Origin of the sequence: Pseudomonas hefeiensis (assembly GCF_030687835.1) — a bacterium.
Lineage (GTDB): Bacteria > Pseudomonadota > Gammaproteobacteria > Pseudomonadales > Pseudomonadaceae > Aquipseudomonas > Aquipseudomonas hefeiensis.
In genome coordinates, this window is the sequence record NZ_CP117449.1 from 1,417,133 (window position 1) to 1,442,734 (window position 25,602).

Below are 25,602 nucleotides of genomic sequence, written 5' to 3' on the forward strand. Positions count from 1 at the left end.
TCCTCATTCCTGCACCCGAACTTCACGGAACATCCCCATCTCCATGTGGAACAGCAGGTGGCAGTGATATGCCCAGCGTCCGAGGGCGTCGGCGGTGACCCGGTAACTGCGTCTGGAGCCCGGCGGCACATCAATGGTGTGTTTACGCACCATGAACTGGCCGTTCTCGTCCTCCAGATCGCTCCACATACCGTGCAGGTGGATGGGGTGAGTCATCATGGTGTCGTTGATCAGCACAATACGCAGGCGCTCGCCGTACTTGAGCAACAGCGGCGCGGCGTCGGAGAACTTCACGCCGTTGAATGACCAGACGAACTTTTCCATGTGCCCGGTCAGGTGCAATTCGAGGGTGCGACCCGGTTCGCGGCCGTCCGGGTCGGGGAAGGTACTGCGCAAGTCCGAGTACGTGAGCACCTTGCGACCGTTGTTGCGCAGGCCCATGCCTGGATCATCGAGCTTGGGTGCGACGCTCATGGCCTGCATGTCCACCAGCGGATTGTCTTTTTCGGAGTCTGGATGGGAGAGCATGTCGTCCATGCCTTGCATGGAGCCGTGGTCCATTCCCGCCATTTGACTGTGATCCATGCCCGCCATGCCCTGCATCGATCCGTGATCCATACCGCCCATGCCCATGTCGTCCATGGTGACCAGCGGCCGCGGATCCAGCGGTGGCACCACTGCCGAGAGACCGGTACGGGTCGCCAGGGTGCCACGGGCGTAGCCGGTGCGGTCCATGGATTGAGCAAACAGCGTGTAGGCTTCTTCGCTTGGCTCGACGATGACGTCATAGGTTTCGGCCACGGCGATGCGCAATTCATCGACGCTCACCGGTTTGACGTGCTGCCCGTCGGACGCCACCACGGTCATTTTCAGGCCGGGGATGCGCACGTCGAAATAGGTCATGGCGGAGCCATTGATCAAGCGCAGGCGAAGTCGCTCGCCGGGTTTGAACAGACCGGTCCAATTCATGTCCGGTGCCTGGCCGTTCATGAGGTAGGTGTAGGTGGCGCCACTGACATCGGCCAGGTCGGTGGGATTCATCTTCATTTCGGCCCACATCTTGCGATCGGCCACGGTGGCGGCCCAGCCGTTCTTGCCGACATCGTCGATAAAGTCACCGACGGTGCGTTTGTTGTAGTTGTAGTAATCCGACTGTTTCTTGAGCTTGCGGATGACATCAGCGGGGTCTTCGTCGGTCCAGTCGGTGAGCATCACCACGTAGTCGCGCTCGTACTGGAAGGGCTCGGGCTCCCTGGCGTCGATCACCAGCGGGCCGTAGACCCCGGACTGTTCCTGGAAACCGGAATGACTGTGGTACCAGTAAGTGCCGTTTTGCCGGACCTTGAACTGATAGACGTACATGCCATCAGGCTCGATGCCCTTGAAGCTCAGCCCCGGCACGCCGTCCATGTTGGCCGGCAGCAGAATGCCGTGCCAGTGGATGGAGGTTGACTCTTTCAAACGGTTGCGTACCCGCAAGGTCACGGTATCGCCTTCGCGCCAGCGCAGCAGTGGGCCGGGGATGCCGCCGTTGATGGTCTGGGCGATGCGCGGATTACCGGTGAAGTTGACCGGGCTCTCGCCGATGAACAGGTCGAACTCGGTGCCCGTCAGCACGTTGGGCTGGCTCGGGCTGGTCACCGCCCAGACCGGTGCGCGCCACAAGCCCAGGCCACCCAGGATGCCGCCGGCAGCCAGGCCTTTTACGAAGGTTCGACGGGAAGTATTTGATTGCATGCCGTTTGAATCCGTCAGTCGATTTGCAGGTTTGAAAAGAAGATGACACAGGCGGGAAGGGCGGGTGATTACATTTCAGTCAGGTTGGCGGGGGTGGAGCAATCCTTGAGCACGACCTTCTGGCCAGTGGATTTGTCTGTGGGAGCAAAGCTTGCTCGCGAAACAGACGCCTCGATTTCTGAAAGACCGCATCGCCGTCATCGCGGGCAAGCCTTGCTCCCACAGATAAATCTCTCACCACAGGTGTTGTGTTCGGCTCGGCTGCCTTTAACTGGCCGGCCGGGCACAGATCAGAATGATCTTTTGCAACAGCGGGTTATTCTGTAGCCTTGCCGGCTTCACGCTATACCGTGCCTGATTGATACCCACTTTCCCGGCGGTACCCGAGTGGTCCGGAGCCGGGTGTATACTCGACTTTCGCGCAAAACGCGCCTGCAGGTCTTGCGAACATGACGCAAATTTCCGAACGCCTTCTGGTTCAGGCCCATCTCGACGCCAAACAGCCCAAGCCGCTGACCGCCGAGCAAGAGGCCTGGTACCGCGCCGCCATCGCCGCCGAGCTCAAAGCTCAGGATGCAGTGCTGGTCGCGCACTTCTACTGCGATCCGGTCATCCAGGCCCTGGCCGAAGAGACCGGGGGCTGTGTGTCCGACTCCCTGGAAATGGCCCGCTTCGGCAATGCCCATCCGGCCAAGACCGTGGTGGTGGCCGGGGTCAAGTTCATGGGCGAAACCGCCAAGATCCTCAACCCCGAAAAACGCGTGTTGATGCCGACCCTGGAAGCCACGTGTTCCCTGGACCTGGGTTGCCCGGTGGACGAGTTCTCGGCGTTCTGCGACCAGCATCCTGAACGCACCGTAGTGGTGTACGCCAACACCTCGGCGGCGGTCAAAGCCCGGGCCGACTGGGTGGTGACGTCCAGTTGCGCACTGGAAATCGTCGAGAGCCTGATGGACAACGGCGAGACGATCATCTGGGGCCCCGACAAGCACCTGGGCACTTATATCCAGCGCAAGACCGGGGCCGACATGCTGCTCTGGGACGGCGCCTGCATCGTCCACGAAGAGTTCAAGTCCAAGCAATTGGAGGACATGAAGGCGCTGTACCCGGACGCTGCGATCCTGGTGCACCCCGAATCGCCAACCTCGGTGATTGAACTGGCCGACGCGGTGGGCTCCACCAGCCAGTTGATCGCTGCGGCCCAAAGCCTGCCGAACAAAACGCTGATCGTCGCCACTGACCGTGGCATCTTCTACAAGATGCAGCAGTTGTGCCCCGACAAGGTCTTCATCGAAGCCCCCACGGCCGGCAACGGCGCGGCATGCCGCAGTTGCGCACACTGCCCGTGGATGGCGATGAATACCCTGGAGCGCACGCTCAAGAGCCTGCAGGAAGGTGCCAATGAGATATTCGTCGACCCGGCGCTGATCCCCCAGGCCATTCGTCCGCTCAAGCGCATGCTGGACTTCACCCAGGCGGCGCGGATGAAGCTGGCGGGCAATGCCTGAAGTTGAAGAAAATCTTCAGGCTCGCAGGGCTTTCTGTGGCGAGGGGATTTATCCCCGCTGGGTCGCGAAGCGGCCCCATCTGGTCATCCTGACACTCCGTGGTGTCAGGTTTTAGGGCCGCTGCGCAGCCCGGCGGGGCAGTGCGACGTTTCGATAAAACCCCTCGCCGCAATGTATTCCAACCGCTGATTTGGTGTGCTTATTTGGTCTTCTTGGGAATCCGCACCAACTGCGTATCCGAGTAAATGTCATGCCAGGTGCGCTTGCGCTTGTCGAACAGTGACCAGATGAAGCCCAGTCCCACCAGCAGCAATGACGCGATCGACACGACAAATCGCAACAGTGCCTGCCACAGGCTGATAGCCGTGCCATCGGCGTTCTGTACGCGAATGCACCACACCTGCATGCCCAGGGTCTGGCCGTTGTGAGTCCAGAATTTGGCGAAGAAGCCGAACAGCACGAAAAGCAGCACGGTAGACAGCAGCGGGTCGCCGTCCAGTGCGCCGGCGTCGGTGAGGGCGCGCATTTTTTCTTCGCCGAGGATCGCCATCTGAATCATCTTGTAGACGCCGCCGGTGACGATCAGCAGGGCCGTGCACAGCAAAAAGTCATAAAACATCGCGGCCAGGCGACGGCCCAGGCCGACGGGAGGGAACTCGCCTTGCGGGATGAGCAGGTGTTTGGGCATGACAGTCTCGGACGAAAAAGAAGCCATTTTACGGATTTACGCCCATAAAAAAGCCCCTGATATCAATCAGGGGCTTTTTAGTTTCTCGCAAGCTTAGCCTTCGGCTAGAACCTCGTCAGCCTGCATGCCTTTCTGGCCCTGCACAGCAACGAAAGTGACTTTCTGGCCTTCTTTCAGGCTCTTGAAGCCGTTGCCCTGAATGGCGCGGAAATGCACGAACAGATCCGGACCGCTTTCAGGCGTGATAAAACCAAAACCTTTCTCGTCGTTGAACCACTTGACGGTACCGCTCTGACGCTCAGCCATTTTCTTATTTCCTTGACGCTAAATTAATGACAGCCTCTTTCACATGAAAGAGTACTGGGGCTGGGTTGCAGGAAAGTAAGAGACGTCGAGCGGGATGTAGCGAACTTCATAAGCTACTGCCCAGGTCACGATTCCAAGCGACCCATGCAAACACAGTGATCAAACTTTACGCCAACTATGAACAAAAAAACAACCCCCTCTGAAGGCCCCGTATTTGCTCAGCATTCTGGTATTTACAGGTGCTGCGGGCTTGGGCTTATTCGATAGGCTAGTTCAATTGTTTTCAACGTTATAGGTGCAATTTCAATATCGAATAGATGCACCTTTTTATGGCGGTTACGTTACACATTAGTGCACGTATAACGTAGCCGCGTTACGTATGGAAACAGTCAATCAGCCACGGTAGTAGCGTTGCGGGACGAATGGCATTTTGCTTACAAGCAAAGGCACCTTTTTCCCACGCACCATGGCCCAAACGGGTGTGTCCAGTGCGACATATGCACTATTTAGATAACCCATCGCTAGAGGGCCGCCCAGCGATGGGCCGAAACCGCCGCTGCACACGGCTCCGATGATTTCACCCGCGTCATTGACCAGCTCTGCGCCTTCGCGCACGGGTGTGCGTTCCTGGGGCAGCAGGCCGACGCGTTTGCGGCTCACACCGCTCTGCTGCTGGGCGAACACGGTTTCTGCCCCCGGGAAACCACCGGCCCGGGCGCCATCGGCGCGGCGGACCTTGGAGATAGCCCACAGCAGGCTGGCTTCGATCGGGGTCGTCTCGGTGTTCATGTCGTGGCCGTAAAGGCACAGGCCGGCTTCCAGGCGCAGGGAGTCGCGGGCGCCGAGACCGATGGCGGCCACTTCCGGTTCGGCCAGCAGGGCACGGGCCAGTTTTTCGGCACCAGCGGCGGGTACGGAGATTTCGAAACCGTCTTCACCGGTGTAGCCCGAACGGCTGACAAAGCAGTCCATGCCCAGCAGCATGACGCGTTGGAACTGCATGAAGGTCATCTTCGCCACGTCTGGCGCCAGGCGTGCAAGCACGGTGACGGCGGCCGGGCCTTGCAGGGCGAGCAGGGCGCGGGCTTCGAACAGTGGCTCGATGCTGCACTGGTTGCCGATATGGGCGCGCAGGTGGGCCAGGTCCTGATCCTTGCAGGCCGCGTTGACCACCAGGAACAGCTCGTCGTTGCCCAGGTTGGCGACCATCAGGTCGTCGAGGATGCCGCCGTTTTCGTGGGTGAACATGGCATAGCGCTGCATGCCCACCGGCAGGTCGATGATGTCCACCGGCACCAGGGTTTCCAAGGCTTTGGCGGCGTCTGCGCCGCTCAGGCGGATCTGGCCCATGTGGGACACGTCGAACAGCCCGGCTTGATCGCGAGTGTGTTGGTGTTCTTTCATCACGCCCAATGGGTATTGCACCGGCATGTCATAGCCGGCGAACGGCACCATGCGGGCGCCGAGTTCGAGGTGCAGGGCGTGCAATGGGGTCTTCAGCAATTGTTCGGTGGACATATCAGCTCCTGGAAAAAATGTAGAAGTGAGGCAAGCGCATCAGCATTCGATGATGTTGACCGCCAGACCGCCGCGGGCGGTCTCCTTGTATTTGCTTTTCATGTCGGCACCGGTCTGGCGCATGGTGCGGATGACTTTGTCGAGGGAGACGAAGTGATGCCCGTCGCCGCGCATGGCCATGCGCACCGCATTGATGGCTTTCACCGAGCCCATGGCATTGCGCTCGATGCACGGCACTTGCACCAGGCCGCCGATGGGGTCGCAGGTCAGGCCGAGGTTGTGTTCCATGCCGATTTCGGCGGCGTTTTCCACCTGCTGCACGGTTCCGCCCAGCACTTCGCACAGGGCGCCGGCGGCCATGGAACAGGCCACGCCGACTTCTCCCTGGCAGCCGACCTCGGCGCCGGAGATGGAGGCGTTTTCCTTGTACAGGATGCCGATGGCGGCAGCGGTCAGCAGGAATCGCACGACACCGTCTTCATTGGCCCCAGGGATGAAGCGCATGTAGTAATGCAGCACGGCCGGGATGATTCCCGCCGCGCCGTTGGTCGGGGCGGTGACGACGCGGCCGCCGTAGGCATTTTCTTCGTTGACGGCCAGAGCATACAGGTTGACCCAGTCCAGCACCGACAGCGGGTCGCGCAGCGCAGCTTCGGGGTTCTTGCACAACTGGCGGTGCAGCGCCGCTGCCCGGCGCTTGACCTTCAGCCCGCCCGGCAGGATGCCTTCGTTGCGGCACCCGGCCGCCACGCAATCCTGCATCACCTGCCAGATTTTCAGCAGGCCGGCGCGGGTTTCGGCTTCGGGGCGCCAGGCACTTTCGTTGGTCAGCATCAGTTGGCTGATGGACAAACCATAGGTGGTGCAGTGGTTCAACAAGTCCTTGGCGCTTTTGAACGGGAAGGTCAGAGGGGTGGCATCTTCGACGATACGGTCGGCGCCGGCAGCGCTTTCGTCGACGACAAAACCACCGCCCACCGAGTAATACTCGCGGCTGCGCACCTGCAGGCCCGCCGCGTCGAAGGCGCGGAAAATCATGCCATTGGGGTGAAAGGGCAGCGGCTTGCGAATCATCGCCAAGTGCAGTTTTTCGTTGAATTCAATGCAATGCTCACCCAGCAGGTTCAGGCGTCCGTTGCTGCGAATCTCTCGCAAGCGGGCGTCGACCGTTTCGGTGTCGACGGTATCCGGATGCTCGCCTTCCAGACCCAGCAGCACGGCCTTGTCACTGCCGTGGCCTTTGCCGGTGGCGCCGAGTGAGCCGTAGAGCTCGACCTTGATGCTGGCGGTGGCGTTGAGCAGGTCGTCACGACGCAGCCCTTCGACGAAACGGGCTGCGGCACGCATTGGGCCGACGGTATGGGAACTGGAGGGGCCGATGCCGATTTTGAACAGGTCGAACACGCTTAACGACATGGTGTTTCTCCGGTTTCTTTTTATGAGGATCGACGGTTGAAGGTCTGACATGGATCCCCTGTGGGAGCGGGCTTGCTCGCGAAGGCGGTGTGTCAGTCGACATCTACTTGGCTGACACACCGCCTTCGCGAGCAAGCCCGCTCCCACAAGGGGATATGCGGTGTTGTTGAGAGGGCGGGCAAACCCGCCCCTCTCACTAGGTCAAGCGTAGCTTTCGATCGACGGGCAGGCGCAGACCAGGTTGCGGTCGCCGAACACGTTGTCGACCCGGCCTACCGGCGGCCAGTATTTGCCGTCGATCAACGACGCCACCGGGTACACCGCTTGTTCGCGGCTATAGGGGTGGGTCCACTCGCCAACGATTTCCGCTGCGGTGTGGGGGGCGTTTTTCAGTGGGTTGTCGTCTTTGTCCAGGCTGCCGTTTTCCACCGCGCGGATTTCTTCGCGGATGCAGATCATGGCGTCGCAGAAGCGGTCCAGCTCTTCCTTGGATTCGCTTTCGGTCGGCTCGATCATCAGCGTGCCGGCCACCGGGAACGACATGGTCGGGGCGTGGAAACCGAAGTCGATCAGGCGCTTGGCCACGTCATCGACACTGATGCCGCTGCTGTCCTTGAGCGGGCGCAGGTCGAGGATACATTCGTGGGCCACCAGGCCGTTGCTGCCGGAGTAGAGCACTGGGTAGTGTTCTTCCAGACGACGGGCAATGTAGTTGGCGTTGAGGATCGCCAGTTGCGACGCACGCTTGAGGCCCGCGCCACCCATCATGCGGATGTACATCCAGGTGATCGGCAGGATGCTGGCGCTGCCAAATGGCGCTGCGCACACCGCGCCTTCCTTGCGCGTCATGTTGGCGTGACCCGGCAGGAACGGTGCCAGGTGGGATTTGACGCCGATCGGGCCGACGCCCGGGCCGCCACCACCGTGAGGAATGCAGAAGGTCTTGTGCAGGTTCAGGTGCGACACGTCGCCGCCGAACTTGCCCGGCGCGCAGAGGCCGACCATGGCGTTCATGTTGGCGCCGTCGATGTACACCTGGCCGCCGTTGTCATGAATGATGCCGCAGATTTCGCGGATGCCTTCTTCGAACACACCGTGGGTGGACGGATAGGTGATCATCAGCGCCGCGAGGTGCTCGCGGTGCTCGGTGGCCTTGGCCCGCAGGTCCTCGATGTCGACGTTGCCGCGCGCATCGCAGGCGGTCACGACCACACGCATGCCGGCCATGTTGGCGGTGGCCGGGTTGGTGCCGTGGGCCGACGATGGGATCAGGCAGATATCGCGACGGTCTTCACCACGGCTCTGGTGATAGGCACGGATTGCCAGCAGGCCAGCGTATTCCCCCTGGGAACCGGCGTTGGGTTGCAACGACACCGCGTCGTAACCGGTGGCGGCGCAGAGCATGGCTTCCAGTTCGTCGGTCAGTTGCTGGTAGCCGGCGCTCTGCTCGGCGGGGGCGAACGGGTGCAGGGCGCCGAACTCGGCCCAGGTCACCGGGATCATTTCGCTGGCGGCGTTGAGCTTCATGGTGCAGGAACCCAGTGGGATCATGGTGCGATCCAGGGCCAGGTCCTTGTCGGCGAGCTTGCGCAGGTAGCGCATCAGCTCGGTTTCGGAGTGATAGCGGTTGAACACCGGGTGGCTGAGGATCGCCGACTGGCGCACCAGCTCGGCCGGGATACGGCTTTGCACGGTGGTGGCCAGGGCGGCGAAGTCCGGCAGCGCCTTGCCGTCGGCCAACAGGCTCCACAGCGTTTCGACGTCAGCCTGGCAGGTGGTTTCGTCCAGGGACAGGCCCAGGCGTTCAGCGTCCACCACGCGCAGGTTGATGCGCTGGGCACGCGCCTTGTCGTGCAGGGCGGCGGTTTGCGCGCCGGTGTGCAGGGTCAGGGTGTCGAAAAAGCTGTCCTGCTCGACAGCCAGGCCCAATGCGCCCAAGCCCTTGGCGAGGGTCGCGGTGAGGTGGTGGATGCGGTTGGCGATCTGTGCCAGACCTTTAGGGCCGTGATACACCGCGTACATGCTGGCGATGTTGGCCAGCAAGACCTGAGCGGTGCAAATGTTGCTCGTGGCTTTCTCGCGGCGGATGTGTTGTTCGCGGGTCTGCATCGCCAGGCGCAAGGCCGGCTTGCCGAAACGGTCCACGGAAACACCCACCAGACGCCCTGGCATATCGCGCTTGAAGGCATCCTTGGTGGAGAAGTACGCCGCGTGTGGACCGCCAAAGCCCAGCGGTACGCCGAAGCGCTGGGCGCTGCCGATGGCCACGTCGGCGCCGAATTCACCCGGCGCAGCTAGCAGGGTCAGGGCCAGCAGGTCTGCGGCAACGGCGACCAGGGCGTTGGCGGCGTGGAAGCGTTCGGTCAGTTCGCGGTAATCGAACAGGTCACCGTTGCTGGCCGGGTATTGCAACAGCGCGCCGAAGAAACTGCTGACATCGGTCAGTTCGCGCTCGTCGCCCACGACCACGTCGATGCCCAAGGGCTCGGCACGGGTGCGCAGCACGTCGAGGGTTTGCGGGTGGCAATGGCGGGAGGCGAAGAAAGCATTGCTGCCCTTGTTCTTGCTCAGGCGCTTGCAGAAGGTCATGGCCTCGGCGGCGGCGGTGGCTTCGTCCAGCAAGGATGCGTTGGCGATCGGCAGACCGGTGAGGTCGCTGATCAGGGTCTGGAAGTTCAGCAGTGCTTCGAGACGGCCCTGGGAAATTTCCGGCTGGTAAGGGGTGTAGGCGGTGTACCAGGCCGGGTTTTCCAGCAGGTTGCGCAGGATCGGCGCTGGTGTGTGGCAATTGTAGTAGCCCTGGCCGATGTAGGTCTTGAACAACTGGTTCTTGCCGGCGATGGCTTTGATCGAGGCCAGTGCAGCGGCTTCACTCTGGCCGTCGCCCATGTCCAGCACGCTGGTGCCCTTGATGGATTCGGGAATGACGCTGGCGCTCAAAGCTTCCAGGGAGTCGTAGCCCAGGCGTTCGAGCATGGCTTGCTCGTCGCTGGCCCGAGGGCCGATGTGGCGGGCGATGAATTCGTTGGCGGTGCCGAGATTAACGGTCATGGTGCGCTCCTCAGGCTTCGGCGTTGGCTTTGATCAGACGGTCATAGGCGTCCTGATTCAGCAGTTGGCCAACTTGGCTGGCGTCGGCGGGTTTGAATCGGAAAAACCAGCCTTCGCCCAGCGGATCTTCGTTGACCAGTTCCGGGTTGCTTTCCAGGGCCGGGTTCACTTCCAGCACTTCACCGTCCAGCGGCATGTACACACCGCTGGCGGCTTTCACCGATTCCACGGTAGAGGCTTCATCACCCTTGGCGTAGCTTTGCAGTTCCGGTAACTGAACATAGACCACATCGCCCAAGGCGTTCTGGGCAAACGCGGTAATACCGACGGTAACGCTGCCGTCGGCTTCAGTGCGCAGCCATTCGTGATCTTCAGTGAAACGCAACTCGCTCATGGAAACTCCTGGGGCCAGATTCGTCTGGTGGACGCGAAGAAAGGCGCGGGGCTTGGCCCGGCCGAATGGTTATATCCTTAGCAAGAATGCGGCCAATGCTAATAAATCCTTATGTATCAATGAGTTGATTGTTTTTATCGAAAGCAATGTGTATTGATCTGTAGCGAAATCGCTACAGCTATGCGCCCGGAAAAAATCGTTGTGGGATCAAAGCCTTGCGCGGCGCCGCTTAGCGGCAAGTGTATCGATATCGTTCCGCTGTAGCGCTTTCAGTACAGATGGAGGTCGTTTTTGACGCGATTTTTGACCACAACCCAGAACCCTTGTGGGAGCGGGCTTGCTCGCGAAAGCGGTGTGCCAGTCGATATCCTATTAGCTGACACACCGCTTTCGCGAGCAAGCCCGCACCCACAGGGGGGCGAGTAAAGCTAAGGCTTGCCGGAAATCCCGTACTTGCGCAACCGATGGGCAATCGCGGTATGGGAGGTTTGCAGGCGGCTGGCGAGCTGGCGGGTGGAGGGGTAGTTGACGTAGAGGCTTTCGAGCAGGTGTTTTTCGAAGGCTTCCACGGCTTGCTCAAGGCTCTCGACTTCCACATCACCCTGGCGCGCCACGGAAGTGCCGGCAATGTCCAGGTCGCCAATGTCCACCAGGCTGCTCTCGCAAATGGCTGCGGCGCGGAAGATCACGTTCTGCAGTTGCCGCACATTGCCCGGCCAGCGGTTGCCCAGCAGCGCCGGGTAGGTGCCGGGCGCCAGGCGGCAGACCGGGCGCTGGATCTGCGCACAGGCCTGCTGCATGAAGTAGCGCGCCAGCAGCAAGATGTCCTGGCCACGCTCACGCAGCGGCGGGACTTCGACGTTGAGTACGTTCAGGCGATAGAACAGGTCTTCGCGGAACGAGCCTTCGCTGACCATTTTTTCCAGGTTGCGGTGGGTCGCACTGAGGATACGCACGTTAACCTTGATTTCCCGGTCGCCGCCGACCCGGCGGAAGCTGCCATCGTTCAAGAATCGCAGCAGCTTGGCTTGCAGGTAGGGTGACATCTCGCCGATTTCATCGAGAAATACCGTGCCCTGGTTCGCCAGTTCCATCAGCCCGGGCTTGCCACCCCGTTGCGCACCAGTGAAGGCGCCGGGGGCGTAGCCGAACAGTTCGCTTTCGGCGAGGTTTTCCGGCAGCGCGGCGCAGTTCAGGGCCAGGAACGGCGCGCCGTGACGGGCACTGATGGCGTGACACGCCCGGGCCACCAGCTCTTTGCCGGTGCCAGTTTCGCCCTGGATCAGCAAAGGCGCATCCAGAGTTGCCACTCGCTGGGCCCGGGCCTTGAGGGTGCGGATCGCCGGGGATTCGCCCAGCAGCGCGTCAAACCCTTCGGCGTGGTCGTGGTGCAGCGCGGACAGGCGTTCGCCGATGCGATTTGGCTGATAGAGGGTCAGCAACGCACCGGCGTTCGTGATGGGCGTGGCGTCCAGCATCAAGGTCTGGCCGTTGAGGGTGATTTCCCGCAGCGGCAGACGGAAGCCGTTCTCTAGCAGGCTACCCAGCAGTGCTTTGTCACCGAACAGCTCGGCCACGCTTTCCCCGGTCGGTTCACGCCCATAGAGGGCGATCAGCGCCGGATTGGCCAGCAATACGTTGCCAGCGCTGTCCAGGGCCAGCACCGGGTCGGTCATGGCCGCGAGCAGGGCATCGAGCTGCAAGTGCCGACGCTGGCCCGGCAGGATGTCCACCACGGTAACCGCCTGCACGCCCCGCACGCTGAACAGCGCCTCGCGTAATTCGTCCAGCACCTGCGGGCTGAGGGTCGGGGCGTCGATGTAGACGTTGGGCGGCACCATCTCCACCGCATCCAGATTGAGATTGCGCCCACCGAGCAAGGCCAGGACTTCCTGGGTAATGCCGACGCGGTCGATGAAACTGACGTGGATACGCATGGGGCGGTTCTGGGTTCTGGAATGCGGAGGGTGGCAAGTATGCCTTGGGGCGGGCTATTGGTGAAATCCTGGTGCGGTACTTGAGAGCGACGGTGACCCCCTGTGGGAGCGGGCTTGCTCGCGAAAGCGGTGTATCAGTCGACATCTAGTTGGCTGACACTACGTCTTCGCGAGCAAGCCCGCTCCCACAAGGAGATCTCGGTGAGGCCAGGGTTTACAACCCCACATCCCACTCCGGCGTTTCGGGGAATCTGAGCACCAAAAAATCCAGCAGGCTGCGCAGCGCCGACGGCATGTGTTTGCGTGAGGCATACACTGCGTACATGTTCATCCGGCGCGGTTCGGCGTGGGGCAGCAGTCGGGTCAGTTCGCCATTCTTGATGTGAGCGCCGGCCTGGTAGCTGGGCAGCATCGCCACGCCGGCACCAGCAATCGTTGTCTGTAGGAGCGTGCTGGCTTCGTTGGCGCTGATGTTGCCCTGCACCGGCACCGAGACCTGCTCGCCGTCCTGCTCGAAATGCCACAAGCTCTTGCCGACGTAGGAGTGGGTCAGGCAGTTGTGCCGGCTCAGGTCTTCCACGCGCAGCGGTGTCGAATGCTCACGCAGATACCGCGGCGAGGCGCAGATCACCGAACGGCAGACCGTCAGGCGCCGGGCAATCAGGTTCGGGTCAAGGTCGTTGCTCATGCGGATCGCCAGGTCGATGCGTTCGTCCACCAGGTTCACGGTGCGATCGAGCATTTGCAGGTCGATGCTGACCCCTGGATAGCGCCTGACGAACTCGGCCATGGCCACCGCCAATTGGGCCTGGCCGAACGAGGTGCTGGCGCTGATGCGCAGCATGCCCCGTGGCGCGTCGTGCGGCGTACTGACGGCGGCCTGCATGTCGCCGGACAATTCCAGCATCTGCCGACAGCGCGGCAGGGTTTCCAAACCCGCAGCCGTCAGGCTCAGCTTGCGGGTGGTGCGGTGCATCAGCCGGGCACCGACCCAGTCTTCCAGTTCCGCCAGATACCGTGAAACCACCGGTCGTGACAGGTCCAGGTGCTCGGCCGCCGCCGACTGACTGCCCAGTTCCACCACGGCGACGAACACTTGCATTGCTTGTAGACGATCCATGATTTGCCCGATTTCAGAAACAAACTATGTCCAAGCATCGCATTTTTTGAAACGAGTCAGGTCACTAAGCTCCGTTCATTCCCAATCGGGCTTTTGCACAACGGAGCACAACATGATCGGATCCACCTTATTCAAGCGTCTGCTGCTGGCAAGCGCTTCGATGGTTTTGGCGGCCAACACCTGGGCTGCCGAGCTTGCGCTGGATGTCTACAACCCCGGCGCGGCGGCAGTTTTCCCGGTGACCTCGGTATTGGTCAGCGGAGAAAAAGAGGTGATCCTGGTGGACGCCCAATTCGGCAAGTCCCAGGCCGAACAGTTGGTGGAGAAAATCCGCGCCAGCGGCAAACAATTGACCACGATTTACATCAGCCACGGCGATCCCGACTACTATTTCGGTCTGGAAACCCTGACCGCCGCGTTCCCGGATGCCAAGGTGCTGGCGTCTGCGCCGACCGTCGAACACATCAAGCACACCCATGGACGGCAAGTTGAAATATTGGGGGCCGATCCTCAAGGCCGATGCGCCGACTAAAGCGATTGTGCCTCAGGTACTCCAGGGCGACAGTCTGACCCTGGAGGGCAAGCGCTTGCAGGTCATCGGTCTTGATGGCCCGCAACCGGACCGCAGCTTCGTGTGGATCCCGTCGATCAAGGCCGTGGTAGGCGGCGTGGTGGTGGCCGAGAACATTCACGTCTGGATGGCCGACACGCAGACGCCGCAGTCCCACAAGGACTGGCTGGCGACGCTGGACAGCATTGAACAACTGCAACCGAACACAGTGATACCGGGCCATTACTTGGGTGAAAGTGCCCGGTCCCTGGCTCCGGTGAAATTTACCGCCGACTACATCAAGGCCTTCGACGAGGAAACCGCCAAGGCCAAGGACTCCGCCGCGCTGATCAGCGCCATGAAACTACGCTATCCGGACCTGGGTGAAGACAGCTCCCTGGAACTGAGTGCCAAGGTGGCGAAGGGCGAGATGAAGTGGTGAATACCGATCTTTGATCAGAGCACCGTTGTGGCGAGGGGATTTATCCCCGCTGGGTTGCGCAGCAACCCCAAAACAGGCGAAGCGCTCCGTCTGATAAACCTCAATGTCAGCTATAGGGCTGTTACGCAGCCCAGCGGGGATAAATCCCCTCGCCACAAGAGCCTGTATTTCAACATCGCTAACCAATGGAGAACACCATGAGCAAAATCGCAATCATCGGCGCCACCGGGCGTGCTGGCAGCCAATTGCTGGAAGAGGCCTTGCGCCGTGGTCACAGCGTGACGGCCATTGCCCGCAACACGGCCAAGATCGGTGACAGGGCCGGTGTGGTCAGCCAGCAGTTGGATGTATTGGACAGCGAGGCGTTGACCGCGGCGGTAGCCGGTCATGATGTGGTGATCTGCGCCGCCCATTTCGCCACCGTGCCGGCCGACAAGCTCATCGCCCCAGTCAAAGCCGCTGGGGTCAAGCGCTTGCTGGTGGTGGGCGGGGCCGGTTCGTTGCTGCTGCCGGACAATAGCCGCGTGATCGACAGCGAGGGCTTCCCGGAGGAATACCTCGCCGAAGCCAGCGCCGGTGCATTGTTCCTGGATGTGCTGCTCAAGGAACAGGACCTGGACTGGACCTTCCTCTCGCCCTCGGCGGAGTTCGTCGAGACCGAGCGCACCGGTCAGTTCCGTATTGGCAAGGATCACCTGCTGTTCGACGCCACCGGGCGTAGCTGGATCAGCTTTGCCGATTACGCCATTGCAATGATCGATGAAGTGGAGACGCCGCAGTTTTCGCGCCAGCGCTTTACCGTCGGTTATTGAGCCACTGGTTTGGGTAGGCGCTCCTACGGGGTCAGCTGTGGATTCTCATCCACACGCTGACCAGCACCGTCGCCGCCATCAGCCACGCCACCGCCGCCACGGCCAGCGAAGCCTCAAGGCGCATCCGGTCGACCATTACATACAGGGTCGCCAGGTACACGAAGTACGGAATGATTGACCACATGCCAAACACGATGGTGGTCTTCAGGTCGTCCACCGACCGGCCCTTGCCAACAATGTAGTGGGCGATCAGGGCGAAGGTCGGGAACAACGGCACCAGCCCGGCGATGTAATAATTTTTGGTCTTGGCGAGCATCGCCAGGATCACCACCACGGCTGCACCCAGCGCTGCTTTGAAAATCAGGTCCACAGGTCTACCGCCCCAGGTTAATGGCTCAGGCCATATTTTTTGACTTTGTCGAACAGTGTGGTCTTGGCCATGCCCAGTTCGAGACTGGCCTGGGTCAGGTTGCCACCGCTGCGTTGCAGGGCGTCCACCAGCAGGTTGCGTTCGAAGGCTTCCACCGCTTCGGCGAAGGCCAGACCCTGGCTGGCGCCGCTGGCCCCCGACTTCTTGAAGGCCGGCAGGCCGAGTGCATAGCGCTCGGCGACGTTGCGCAGTTCCCGCACGTTGCCCGGCCAGTCGTGGCTCATCAGGTTGGACAGCGTCTGGTTGTCCAGCTCCGGCACCGTACGGTCGAAGCGCAGGGACGATTGCTGCAGAAAATGCTCGAACAGTTGCAGAATGTCTTCGCGGCGCTCGCGCAGTGGCGGCAGTTCCAGGGTCACCACGTTGAGGCGGTAATACAAGTCGCTGCGAAACTGCCCGGCCCGGCCCAGTTCGTCCAAGTCGGACTTGGTGGCGGCAATGACCCGGCAATCCACGGCCACGCTCTGGTTCGAACCCAGGCGCTCGAGGGTGCGTTCCTGCAACACTCGCAGCAACTTGATCTGCAAGGGCAGGGGCATGCTTTCCACTTCATCGAGGAACAGCGTGCCGCCGTCGGCGTGCTCGATCTTGCCGATCCGCCGTTTGCCAGCGCCGGTAAAAGCGTTGGCCTCGTGGCCGAAAATCTCGCTTTCGAAGAGGTTTTCCGGCAGCCCGCCGCAGTTAAGCGCGACGAATTGTTTGCTATGGCGCCGACTGAAATCGTGCAGGCAGCGCGCGACCAGTTCCTTGCCAGTGCCGGTTTCGCCTTCGATCAGCACGTTGGCCGAGGTGTCGGCCACGTTGGCGATCAGTTCTCGAAGGTGTTGCATGGCCGGTGAGCGGCCGATAATCCGGCCTTCCAGAGAGTCGCGTTCGGCCAGTTGCCGACGCAGCGATGAAACCTCCCGGGCCAGGCTGCGCTGCTCCAGGGCGCGGCGGGCGACGTCCACCAGACGTTCGGGGGAGAAGGGTTTCTCCATGAAGTCATAGGCGCCGTTTTGCATGGCGCCGACGGCCATGGAGATGTCCCCGTGGCCGGTGATCAGCACCACCGGCAGGCTGCGGTCCCGGGCCTTGAGGCGGGTCAGCAGTTCCAGGCCATCGATGCCCGGCAGGCGAATGTCGCTGATGACGATGCCGGCAAAGTCATCGCCGACCCGCTCCAGGGCCTCTTCGGCGCTGCCCACGCCGATGCAGGGAATGTCTTCCAGGGACAGGGCCTGCTGGCAACCCAGCAGGACATGGGGGTCGTCTTCGACGATCAATACGCTCAGGTCGTGGTTCATGGTTGCTCGGCAGGTAAAGGGCTTACCAACGGTAAACTGAGGGCAAACGTGGTTCCACCTTCGGCCGGATGCTCGACGCCCAGATGCCCGCCCGCAGCGGCGGCCAGGCTCGCCGAGAGGGTCAGGCCCAGGCCCAGGCCCTGTTCGCCGGGTTTTGTGGTAAAGAACGGTTCGAACAAATGCTTGCGCGCCTCGGGATCGATGCCATGGCCGTTGTCCCGCACCCGCAGGCGATATTTGCCATCAGCGGTGTTGCCTTCAAGCCACAGCCGCGGCTCGGGTTGGGTCTGCATGGCGTCCAGGGCGTTGCCGATCAGGTTCACCAGGATCTGCTCAAGGCGCGTCTGGTCGATCTGCACCTGTACATCGTCGAAACCGGCATGCACTTCGACGTTCAGGCTTTCGAGGCGGCCGCCCAGCAGTTGCAGGGCGGCTTCGACCGCCTTGCCGAGGCTGGCCCGGCCCTGGTCGTCCCCGCGCCGGGCAAAGGAGCGCAGGCTGGCAGTGATCCGGCCCATGCGGTCGATCAGGTCGTTGATGGTCTTGAGGTTGGCGCTGGCGATATCCAGCTGGCCACGCTCCAGGAAGCGTACGGTATTGCCGGACAAGGTGCGCAGCGCGGCCAGCGGCTGGTTGAGTTCATGGGCGATGCTGGTGGACATTTGGCCGATGGCGGCGAGTTTACCGGCCTGCACCAGTTCGTCCTGGGCCCGGCGCAATGTCTCTTCGGCCTGCCGCCGTTCGCGGATCTGACCCTTGAGCCGTTCGTTGCTGGCCCGCAGGTCGGTGGTGCGTTCGGTAATCCGACGTTCGAGCTGGTTGTTGGCTTCCTGCAAGGCTTCCCGGGCGGCGAGACGGGTGGCGATAACCTTGCGCCGCTCGTTCCAGGCGATCAGCAGGAACGCCACCAGCGCGAAGGCCACGGCCACCAGGATGCCCTGGTTGATCGCCTGGCGACGCAGGTCTTCAAGTGGCGTCAGCAGGGTGAAATTCCAGGGTGTGTCGCTCAAGGGGCGGGTCTGTGACAGGTAACTGATGGCCCGTTCGTCGGACACCAGTTCGGCGTTGGCCGGGAAGGTCAGTTTCTCCATGCCTTCAGCCAGCCGTTCCCGAGCCAGGGGAATCAGCTCGTTCAGTGGGAACCAGTAATATTGCAGGCTGCGGGCCAGGCGTTCCTTGGTTTCGTCGCTCAGCGGTCGCACGGACTTGAGCCGGCGCGCCGGATCACTGGACAAAATGATGATGCCATTCTCGTCGCTGACGAAGGCTTCCAGGCGCGCGCGCTGCCAGCGCTCTTCCATGGCTTCGAGGCGCACTTTGACCACCGCGACGCCGATGATCTTGCCCTGTTGTTCCAGGCCATGGGCCAGGTAGTAGCCAGGCTCGCCGCTGGTGCTGCCGATGCCATAGAAGCGCCCCGGTTGGCCGCGTACGGCGTTCTGGAAATAGGCGCGAAAGGACAGGTCTTCACCCAGGTAACTGTCGACGTCGCGCCAGTTGCTGGTCGCCATGACCCGGCCTGTGGTGTCCATCACGTACACGGCCCGACTGCGGCTGCGCCGATTCAGGCCTTCGAGGTATTCGTTGACAGTCTTGCGGTGCTCGGGCGTCGGGTCATCGAGCAGTTTCGAAACGCTGGACTCAAGCTCCAGCAGGCTCGGCAGGTAGGTGTACTTGCTGATCTCGCTCTCGACCGCACGGGCGTGCAGCTCCAGCTGGCGCTCACCGTTCTCGCCCAGACTGCGAATACCGTAGTGCTCACTGATCCAGAAGCCGAGGTAACCCAGGCCGATCATCAGGGCAATGACCAGCGGCGGCAGAAACAAATGGCGAATCAGACGGGGCTTCACGGCAAGTGATGGCGGCGCGGCGCGATAGAGAGTGGGGTCGCATTTCATCACAGAAGCCTTGGGTCAACCACAACGCAAATCCATAAGCCAACACAGGACCACTGTGGGAGCGGGCTTGCTCGCGAAGCGGCGGCACATTCAACATTGATGCAAGCTGAACCACCGCTTTCGCGAGCAAGCCCGCTCCCACAGGGGGGAGCGGTGTTGTTTAGTGCTGCAGGATTTTCTCAAGGAAGTGCTGCGCACGTTCGGAGCGGGCGCTGATGTCGCCGAAGAACTCTTCCTTCTCGCAGTCTTCGATGATCTGGCCCTGGTCCATGAAGATCACCCGGTTTGCCACTTTGCGGGCGAAGCCCATTTCGTGGGTCACGCACATCATGGTCATGCCTTCGTGGGCCAGTTGCACCATCACGTCGAGCACTTCGTTGACCATTTCCGGGTCAAGGGCCGAGGTCGGTTCGTCGAACAGCATCACGATCGGGTCCATCGCCAGGGCACGGGCAATCGCCACGCGCTGCTGTTGGCCGCCGGAGAGCTGGCCCGGGTGCTTGTGGGCATGGGCCGACAGACCGACCCGCTCAAGCAGTTGCAGGCCTTTCTGGGTGGCTTCTTCCTTGCTGCGGCCCAGCACCTTGATCTGCGCGATGGTCAGGTTTTCGGTGATGGTCAGGTGTGGGAACAGCTCGAAGTGCTGGAACACCATGCCGACGCGCGAGCGCAGTTTTGGCAGGTTGGTCTTCGGGTCGGCGATGGACGTGCCGTCGACCACGACGTCACCTTCCTGGAACGGCTCCAGGGCGTTCACGCACTTGATCAGCGTGGACTTGCCCGAACCCGACGGGCCGCACACCACCACAACTTCACCCTTGCTGACCTCGGTGCTGCAATTGGTCAGTACCTGGAAGTCCCCATACCACTTGTTGATGTTCTTGATAGAGATCATACGGCGAACCTTTTTTGCAGACGCTTGACCAGCAGCGAGGCGGCAAAGCTGATTGTGAAGTACACGAGACCTGCGACGATCAGGAACTCATGGGAGCGGCCGATGATGTCGCCATTGGCTCGCGAAGCATTGAGGAAGTCCACCAGGCCAACCGTGTAGACCAGCGAGGTGTCCTGAAACAGGATGATGCTTTGTTGCAACAGCAACGGGGTCATCTTGCGGAACGCCTGGGGCAGGATGATCAGGCGCATGGTCTGGCCATAGTTCATGCCCAGCGCCTGGGCGGCGCCCATCTGGCCCTTGGGGATCGACTGCACGCCGGCCCGCACGATTTCGCAGAAGTACGCCGCCTCGAACATCATGAACGCCACGACGCAGGAACCGAACGCACCGATCGGTGTGTCTTCGCCAGTGATCCAGCGCAGCACGAACGGCACCGCCAGGTAGAACCAGGTGATGACCAGCAGCAGCGGGATCGAGCGGAAGTAGTTGACGTAGGCGCCGGCGATGCTGGAGATCAGCTTGTTGTGGGACAGGCGCATCAGCGCCAGGATCGTCCCCAGGATGATCCCGCCAACCACACCCAGGGCCATCAGCTTGAGGGTCATCAGCATGCCGTTCCACAAACCGGGAATGGCCGGGATGATGCCTGTGAAGTCGAGTTCCATTATTTACCCCCCGCGGAGATCAGGCCGGGCACCGCGACTTTCTTCTCGACCATGCGCATGAGCAGCATCAGGCTCATGTTCAGGGTGAAGTAGATCAGCGTCGCCAGGGTGAAGGCTTCGAACAGGTTGGCGGAGAACTCGGCAGTCTGTTTGGTCTGTGCAAGCAATTCCATCAGACCGATCAGCGAGGCTACGGAGGAGTTCTTGAAGACGTTCAAGAATTCCGAGGTAAGCGGCGGAATGATGATCCGGTAGGCCTGGGGCAGCAGGACGTTCCAGTAGATCTGCGGCAACTTGAAGCCCATGGCCCTGGCTGCGGCTTCCTGGCCGCGTGGCAGCGCCTGGATACCGGTGCGAACCTGTTCGCAGACCCGGGCGGCGGTGAACAGGCCCAGGCACACGACGACGCTCAGGTAGGCCGAGGTCGTGGGGTTCAGGTCCTGCTTGTACCATTCCTGCAGGTCCGCAGGCAGCAGGTCGGGCACCAGGAAGTACCAGATGAACAGCTGAACCAGCAGCGGCACGTTACGAAACAGTTCCACGTAGCCGGTGGCGATACCCGACACCAGGCGGTTCGGTACGGTGCGCATCACGCCCAGGACCGAGCCCAGCAGTAGGGCGATGATCCAGGCCACGACGGCGATGGCGATGGTCCAGCCCAGGCCGGCCACGTACCAGTCGAGATAAATCTCGCTGCCGATGCCGGTGGACTTGAAGAACACGCCCCAGTCCCAGTTGTAATTCATTAGGGTCTCCCCTCAGATCGATCGATATGCAAATACCCGCCTGGGGAAGCTCCATTCCCACCCGACCCTTGAGGGTCAGGCACACGCGATCGGCTCGACAGCCACCGGTTCGAGTGTTTCCAGATATGCCAGCAGGGAGTGACCATCCCCTGAAAGCGCAAAAGCACCTTCAGGGGACAAGGTTAGTCAGAAATCAGGATTTCTTTTCGTCGGCCGCTTTGTCGGTCGGTTCGGCGATCAGCTTCTTGAGCTCTTCGCTCATCGGGAAGTTCAGGTTCAGGCCTTTTGGCGGGATTGGCTGCATGAACCATTTTTCGTAGATCTTGTTGATTTCGCCAGAAGCGTAGGTGGCCTTGATGGCGTCATCGACTGCCTTTTTGAACGGCTCGTCACCCTTGCGCATCATGCAACCGTAGATTTCGAAGGACTGCGGAGTACCGGTCACGGCCCAGTCGGCGGGTTTCTTGGCCTTGGCCATTTCACCGGCCAGCAAGGCGTCGTCCATCATGAAGGCAACGGCGCGGCCGCCTTCGAGCATGTTGAACGATTCGCCGTGGTCCTTGGCCGAGATCACGTTCATGCCCATTTGCTTGTCGGCGTTCATGGACTTGAGGATGCGCTCGGACGTGGTGCCGGCGGTGGTCACGACGTTCTTGCCTTTGAGGTCGGCGAAATCCTTGTACTTGGAATCTTTCTTGGCCAGCAGCTTGGTGCCGATCTCGAAGATGCCCACGGAGAAGTCAACCTGTTGCTGACGCTCGACGTTGTTGGTGGTGGAACCGCATTCCAGGTCCACGGTGCCGTTTTGCACCAGCGGGATACGGGTTTGCGAGGTAACCAGGTTGTACTTGACCTGCAGGTTCGGCACGTCCAGTTCTTTTTTCAGGGCTTCGACGACTTTCAATTGAATGTCGTGGGAGTAGCCGACCGGTTTGCCGGACGCGTCCGCGATGTAGGAAAACGGAATGGAAGCGTCGCGATGCCCGAGCGTGATGACGCCGGACTCTTTGATCTTTTTCAGCGTGCCGGTCAGTTCGGCGGCGAAAACCGGAGTGCTGATCAGAGCGGCAGCAATGGCTGCGCCCAGGAGATGGGGAACGATGCGCATCGATATTTCCTCGACATTGTTTTTCTTATTCAGCCGGTTCGTCGGCCCTGAGTGCTTCGAAGTACCTGGCAGATCCTGTTGTGTTGGCATGCAGGTATTCGTCTCGAGGGAGTGTAGAGCATGAGTCGTGCCAGACCAGTCGACTGTCGTTAACTTTATGTTTTTAAACGTAATTAATCTTTTGTTTCATGTTTTCGACAGGCTGTTTATCCGGTTAGCCGAATTGACTGGAGGGTCGCGTTCGGAAAACCGAATGGCTTGAGCCCCACTGATTCCTGTGGGAGCGGGCTTGCTCGCGAAAGCGGTCTAACTGAGTCGACGATGTTGAATGTGCCGCCGCCTTCGCGAGCAAGCCCGCTCCCACAGGGCCTGTGGCGGGGGCCAAATAGCAAAAAGCCCCTGAATCGCTGGATTCAGGGGCTTCGGGTTTAGCAGGCTATCGATCAGGCCGCTTCGATCTTGCGACGGTTGTGCTCGACCTTATCCAGGTACTGCTGCAGCTTTTCCTGCTCGACCGGGGTGGTGAACAAGCCCAGCTTGCTGCGGCGCCACAGGATGTCGTGGGCATCGATGGCCCATTCATCGCTGCACAAGTAGTCGACTTCCCGGGTGTAGAGGCCAGCACCGAGGTGTTCGCCCATGTCACCGAGGCTGTGCACGCCTTCAAGCATGCGCCAGGTGCGGCTGCCGTAGGTGGTGGCCCAGCGGCGGGCGAGCTCGGTCGGTACCCAGTCGAACTTGTCGCGAATTGCCGAGCACAGCGCTTGCGGGGTGGTCATGTTTTCGCCGCCGGGGAGGGTAGCTACGGCGGTCCAGCTCGGGCGCATTTGAGTAAAGTACGGCGCCAATTGCGCCATGGCCGATTCGGCCAGTTTGCGGTAGGTAGTCAGCTTGCCGCCGAACACCGACAGCAGCGGGGCCTCTTCGCCACTGCCCGAGAGTGCCAGGGTGTAATCCCGGGTGACGGCCGATGGATTGTCGGATTCGTCGTTGCACAACGGACGCACGCCGGAATAGCTGTGCAGGATTTCGTCGCGGCTGATCTGCTTCTTGAAGTGAGCGTTGACCACTTTGAGCAAATAATCGGTTTCGCCTTCGGTGATCGCCACTTTGGCCGGGTCGCCGGTGTATTCGCGGTCTGTCGTACCGATCAAGGTGAACCGGTTCAGATACGGAATGGTGAAGACGATGCGCTGGTCTTCGTTTTGAAGAATGTGCGCGTGCTCGCCTTCGTAGAGTTTTGGCACGATCAGGTGGCTGCCCTGGATCAGACGAATGCCGTAAGGCGATTCCAGCTTCAGGTCGTCGCGAATGAACTTGGCAACCCATGGACCGGCAGCATTCACCAGCGCCTTGGCACGGATCGAAAACAGACTGCCGTCGGCGCGTTCCAGATGCAAATGCCACAAGCCTTTACTGCGGCGGGCGTTCACGCAGCGTGTACGAGTGTGGACATGGGCGCCTTTTTCCCGGGCGGCCATGGCGTTGAGCACCACCAGTCGCGCATCGTCGACCCAGCAGTCGGAGTATTCAAAGCCTTTGGTGATCTCGCTTTTCAGCGCGCTGTCGGCGCCGAATTTCAGGCTTTTGGAACCGGCAAGTTGCTCGCGCTTGCCCAGGTGATCGTAGAGGAACAGGCCGGCGCGAATCATCCAGGCGGGGCGCAAGTGCGGACGGTGGGGCAATACGAAGCGCATCTGCTTGACGATGTGCGGAGCCTTGGTCAACAGCACTTCGCGCTCGGCCAGCGCTTCGCGCACCAGGCGGAATTCGTAATGTTCGAGGTAGCGCAGACCGCCATGGATCAGTTTGCTGCTGGCCGAGGAGGTATGGCTGGCCAGGTCGTCCTTTTCGCAAAGGAACACCGAAAGACCGCGCCCCGCTGCGTCCGCGGCAATCCCCACGCCGTTGATCCCACCGCCAATGACGGCGACGTCGTAAACCTCTGCGAGAGGGGGCGTAGGCAAGGTAGAAGTGGGCATCGGCTGGCCTCGGGTTCTTTTTTCGAAATTTTTGAATTCGAACATTAATGTTCATTTGCGAAAATACTAGCCCATAAACACGGCAACAGCCAGCCGTCTTCGATTGAAAATACTGATCAAAGGAAGCTGAAAGGAAAATTTTCGAACATGAAGCGGGTCGCTGATGTGGTCGGAGATGCTTTTGTGGCGAGGGGATTTATCCCCGCTGGGCTGCGCAGCAGCCCTAAAACCAGGCGACTCGGTATATGAGGCAAATTGAGTTGACAGTATTGGGGCTGCTGCGCAGCCCAGCGGGGATAAATCCCCTCGCCACAGGGTTTCGGGGGGAGCTCAGACCACTTCCAACCGAATCTTGTGCTGGCTCAGCAATTGCGCCAGGGCAGGCACTGGCTGTTGATCGGTCACCAGGCAATCGATCAGGCTGATCGGCCCCAGTCTGACCATGGCGTTGCGCCCGAATTTGCTGGAGTCCGCCGCCAGAAGCACCTGTCGGGCGTTGGCGATGATTGCTTGGGAGACTCGCACTTCCTGGTAATCGAAATCCAGCAGGCTGCCGTCTTCATCGATCCCGCTGATGCCCACCAGAGCGAAGTCGACCTTGAACTGGTTGATGAAGTCGACGCTGGCCTGGCCTACCACCCCTCCGTCACGCCTGACGTTGCCGCCGGCGATCAAGACTTCGAAGTCGTCTTTGGCGCTGAGGATCGAGGCCACATGCAGATTGTTGGTGATGACCTTCAGATGGTTGTGATTGAGCAGCGCCCGGGCGATGGATTCGGTGGTGGTGCCGATGTTGATGAACAGCGAGGCGTGATCGGGAATCTGGGCAGCGATGGCTTCGGCGATGCGCTGTTTCTCGTCGCGCATCTGATCGGCGCGCATGGCGTAGGCGGTGTTTTCAACGCTTGAATCATAGGCTGCACCGCCGTGGTAGCGGCGCAGCAGGTTCAGTTCCGCCAATTGATTAATGTCGCGGCGGATGGTTTGCGGGGTGACAACGAATAGCTGCGCCATTTCCTCGATGCTGACGTAGCCGCGTTCGCGGACCAGTTCGAGGATTTGCTGCTGACGGGGAGGCAGATTCATGGGGCTTCCTTTGGGCTGCCATAC

At 60.9% G+C, this 25,602-nt stretch carries 20 protein-coding genes and 1 pseudogene; 3 read left to right on the plus strand and 18 right to left on the minus strand.

Features of this window, described 5'->3' with window-relative positions:
* Positions 1-3: 3 nt before the first annotated feature.
* On the minus strand, positions 4-1,737 hold the full coding sequence (locus tag PSH57_RS06060; protein ID WP_305388459.1) for a copper resistance system multicopper oxidase: 1,734 nt from the start codon (positions 1,735-1,737) through the stop codon (positions 4-6).
* A 449-nt stretch (positions 1,738-2,186) separates the two neighbouring features.
* On the opposite strand from PSH57_RS06060, the gene nadA reads away from it, so the two are divergent.
* The gene (gene nadA / locus PSH57_RS06065; protein WP_305388460.1) at positions 2,187-3,245 is read left to right on the plus strand and encodes a quinolinate synthase NadA; all 1,059 of its coding nucleotides are present in this window, start codon (positions 2,187-2,189) and stop codon (positions 3,243-3,245) included.
* Positions 3,246-3,444: 199 nt separating this feature from the next.
* Here nadA and PSH57_RS06070 read toward each other — a convergent pair whose 3' ends face one another.
* The 8 genes from PSH57_RS06070 to PSH57_RS06105 all read right to left on the minus strand — a co-directional run bounded on the left by PSH57_RS06070 (position 3,445) and on the right by PSH57_RS06105 (position 13,675).
* Entirely contained in the window at positions 3,445-3,933 is a 489-nt protein-coding gene (locus tag PSH57_RS06070) for an RDD family protein (protein WP_305388463.1), read from the minus strand.
* 93 nt (positions 3,934-4,026) lie between these two features.
* Positions 4,027-4,239: a cold-shock protein gene (locus PSH57_RS06075; protein ID WP_256231326.1), complete on the minus strand. Its 213-nt coding sequence runs from the start codon at positions 4,237-4,239 to the stop codon at positions 4,027-4,029.
* Between the two features lie 393 nt (positions 4,240-4,632).
* Entirely contained in the window at positions 4,633-5,757 is a 1,125-nt protein-coding gene (gene gcvT / locus PSH57_RS06080) for a glycine cleavage system aminomethyltransferase GcvT (RefSeq protein WP_305388465.1), read from the minus strand.
* Between the two features lie 39 nt (positions 5,758-5,796).
* Complete coding sequence (locus tag PSH57_RS06085) at positions 5,797-7,173, minus strand: L-serine ammonia-lyase (RefSeq protein WP_305388467.1); 1,377 nt, start codon at positions 7,171-7,173, stop codon at positions 5,797-5,799.
* A 201-nt stretch (positions 7,174-7,374) separates the two neighbouring features.
* Positions 7,375-10,224, minus strand: a complete 2,850-nt coding sequence (gcvP, locus tag PSH57_RS06090) for an aminomethyl-transferring glycine dehydrogenase (RefSeq protein WP_305388470.1) — start codon at positions 10,222-10,224, stop codon at positions 7,375-7,377.
* A gap of 10 nt (positions 10,225-10,234) precedes the next feature.
* Complete coding sequence (gene gcvH / locus PSH57_RS06095) at positions 10,235-10,618, minus strand: glycine cleavage system protein GcvH (RefSeq protein WP_305388472.1); 384 nt, start codon at positions 10,616-10,618, stop codon at positions 10,235-10,237.
* A 428-nt stretch (positions 10,619-11,046) separates the two neighbouring features.
* Positions 11,047-12,555, minus strand: coding sequence for a sigma-54-dependent transcriptional regulator (locus PSH57_RS06100; protein ID WP_305388475.1), 1,509 nt, complete (start codon positions 12,553-12,555; stop codon positions 11,047-11,049).
* Positions 12,556-12,769: 214 nt separating this feature from the next.
* Positions 12,770-13,675 (minus strand): LysR family transcriptional regulator, encoded by a 906-nt coding sequence (locus PSH57_RS06105; protein WP_305388478.1) that lies wholly within the window; start codon positions 13,673-13,675, stop codon positions 12,770-12,772.
* Positions 13,676-13,787: 112 nt separating this feature from the next.
* On the opposite strand from PSH57_RS06105, the pseudogene PSH57_RS06110 reads away from it, so the two are divergent.
* Both PSH57_RS06110 and PSH57_RS06115 read left to right on the plus strand, forming a co-directional pair.
* A pseudogene (locus tag PSH57_RS06110) lies at positions 13,788-14,667 on the plus strand (MBL fold metallo-hydrolase).
* Between the two features lie 197 nt (positions 14,668-14,864).
* Positions 14,865-15,479, plus strand: coding sequence for an NAD(P)-dependent oxidoreductase (locus tag PSH57_RS06115; RefSeq protein ID WP_305388482.1), 615 nt, complete (start codon positions 14,865-14,867; stop codon positions 15,477-15,479).
* A 31-nt stretch (positions 15,480-15,510) separates the two neighbouring features.
* On the opposite strand, the gene PSH57_RS06120 is transcribed toward PSH57_RS06115, so the two are convergent.
* The 9 genes from PSH57_RS06120 to PSH57_RS06160 all read right to left on the minus strand — a co-directional run bounded on the left by PSH57_RS06120 (position 15,511) and on the right by PSH57_RS06160 (position 25,578).
* Positions 15,511-15,840, minus strand: a complete 330-nt coding sequence (locus PSH57_RS06120) for a GlpM family protein (RefSeq protein ID WP_305390306.1) — start codon at positions 15,838-15,840, stop codon at positions 15,511-15,513.
* Between the two features lie 26 nt (positions 15,841-15,866).
* Positions 15,867-17,147, minus strand: coding sequence for a two-component response regulator AauR (gene aauR / locus PSH57_RS06125; protein WP_305390308.1), 1,281 nt, complete (start codon positions 17,145-17,147; stop codon positions 15,867-15,869).
* Between the two features lie 44 nt (positions 17,148-17,191).
* Complete coding sequence (gene aauS, locus PSH57_RS06130; RefSeq protein WP_305444852.1) at positions 17,192-19,093, minus strand: two-component sensor histidine kinase AauS; 1,902 nt, start codon at positions 19,091-19,093, stop codon at positions 17,192-17,194.
* Positions 19,094-19,253: 160 nt separating this feature from the next.
* A complete protein-coding gene (locus tag PSH57_RS06135) occupies positions 19,254-19,988 on the minus strand; it encodes an amino acid ABC transporter ATP-binding protein (protein WP_256231315.1) in 735 nt (244 codons plus the stop codon).
* Complete coding sequence (locus tag PSH57_RS06140; RefSeq protein WP_305388487.1) at positions 19,985-20,656, minus strand: amino acid ABC transporter permease; 672 nt, start codon at positions 20,654-20,656, stop codon at positions 19,985-19,987. The genes PSH57_RS06135 and PSH57_RS06140 overlap by 4 nt, the downstream gene beginning before the upstream one ends.
* Entirely contained in the window at positions 20,656-21,402 is a 747-nt protein-coding gene (locus tag PSH57_RS06145) for an amino acid ABC transporter permease (protein ID WP_305388489.1), read from the minus strand. Before PSH57_RS06145 ends, PSH57_RS06140 begins: the two co-directional genes overlap by 1 nt.
* Before the next feature lie 193 nt (positions 21,403-21,595).
* Positions 21,596-22,510 carry a glutamate/aspartate ABC transporter substrate-binding protein gene (locus tag PSH57_RS06150; RefSeq protein WP_305388491.1) on the minus strand — a complete coding sequence of 305 codons (915 nt, stop codon included), beginning with the start codon at positions 22,508-22,510 and terminating at the stop codon, positions 21,596-21,598.
* 443 nt (positions 22,511-22,953) lie between these two features.
* On the minus strand, positions 22,954-24,492 hold the full coding sequence (glpD, locus tag PSH57_RS06155) for a glycerol-3-phosphate dehydrogenase (protein WP_305416430.1): 1,539 nt from the start codon (positions 24,490-24,492) through the stop codon (positions 22,954-22,956).
* 330 nt (positions 24,493-24,822) lie between these two features.
* Complete coding sequence (locus PSH57_RS06160) at positions 24,823-25,578, minus strand: DeoR/GlpR family transcriptional regulator (RefSeq protein ID WP_047227030.1); 756 nt, start codon at positions 25,576-25,578, stop codon at positions 24,823-24,825.
* Positions 25,579-25,602: the final 24 nt, after the last annotated feature.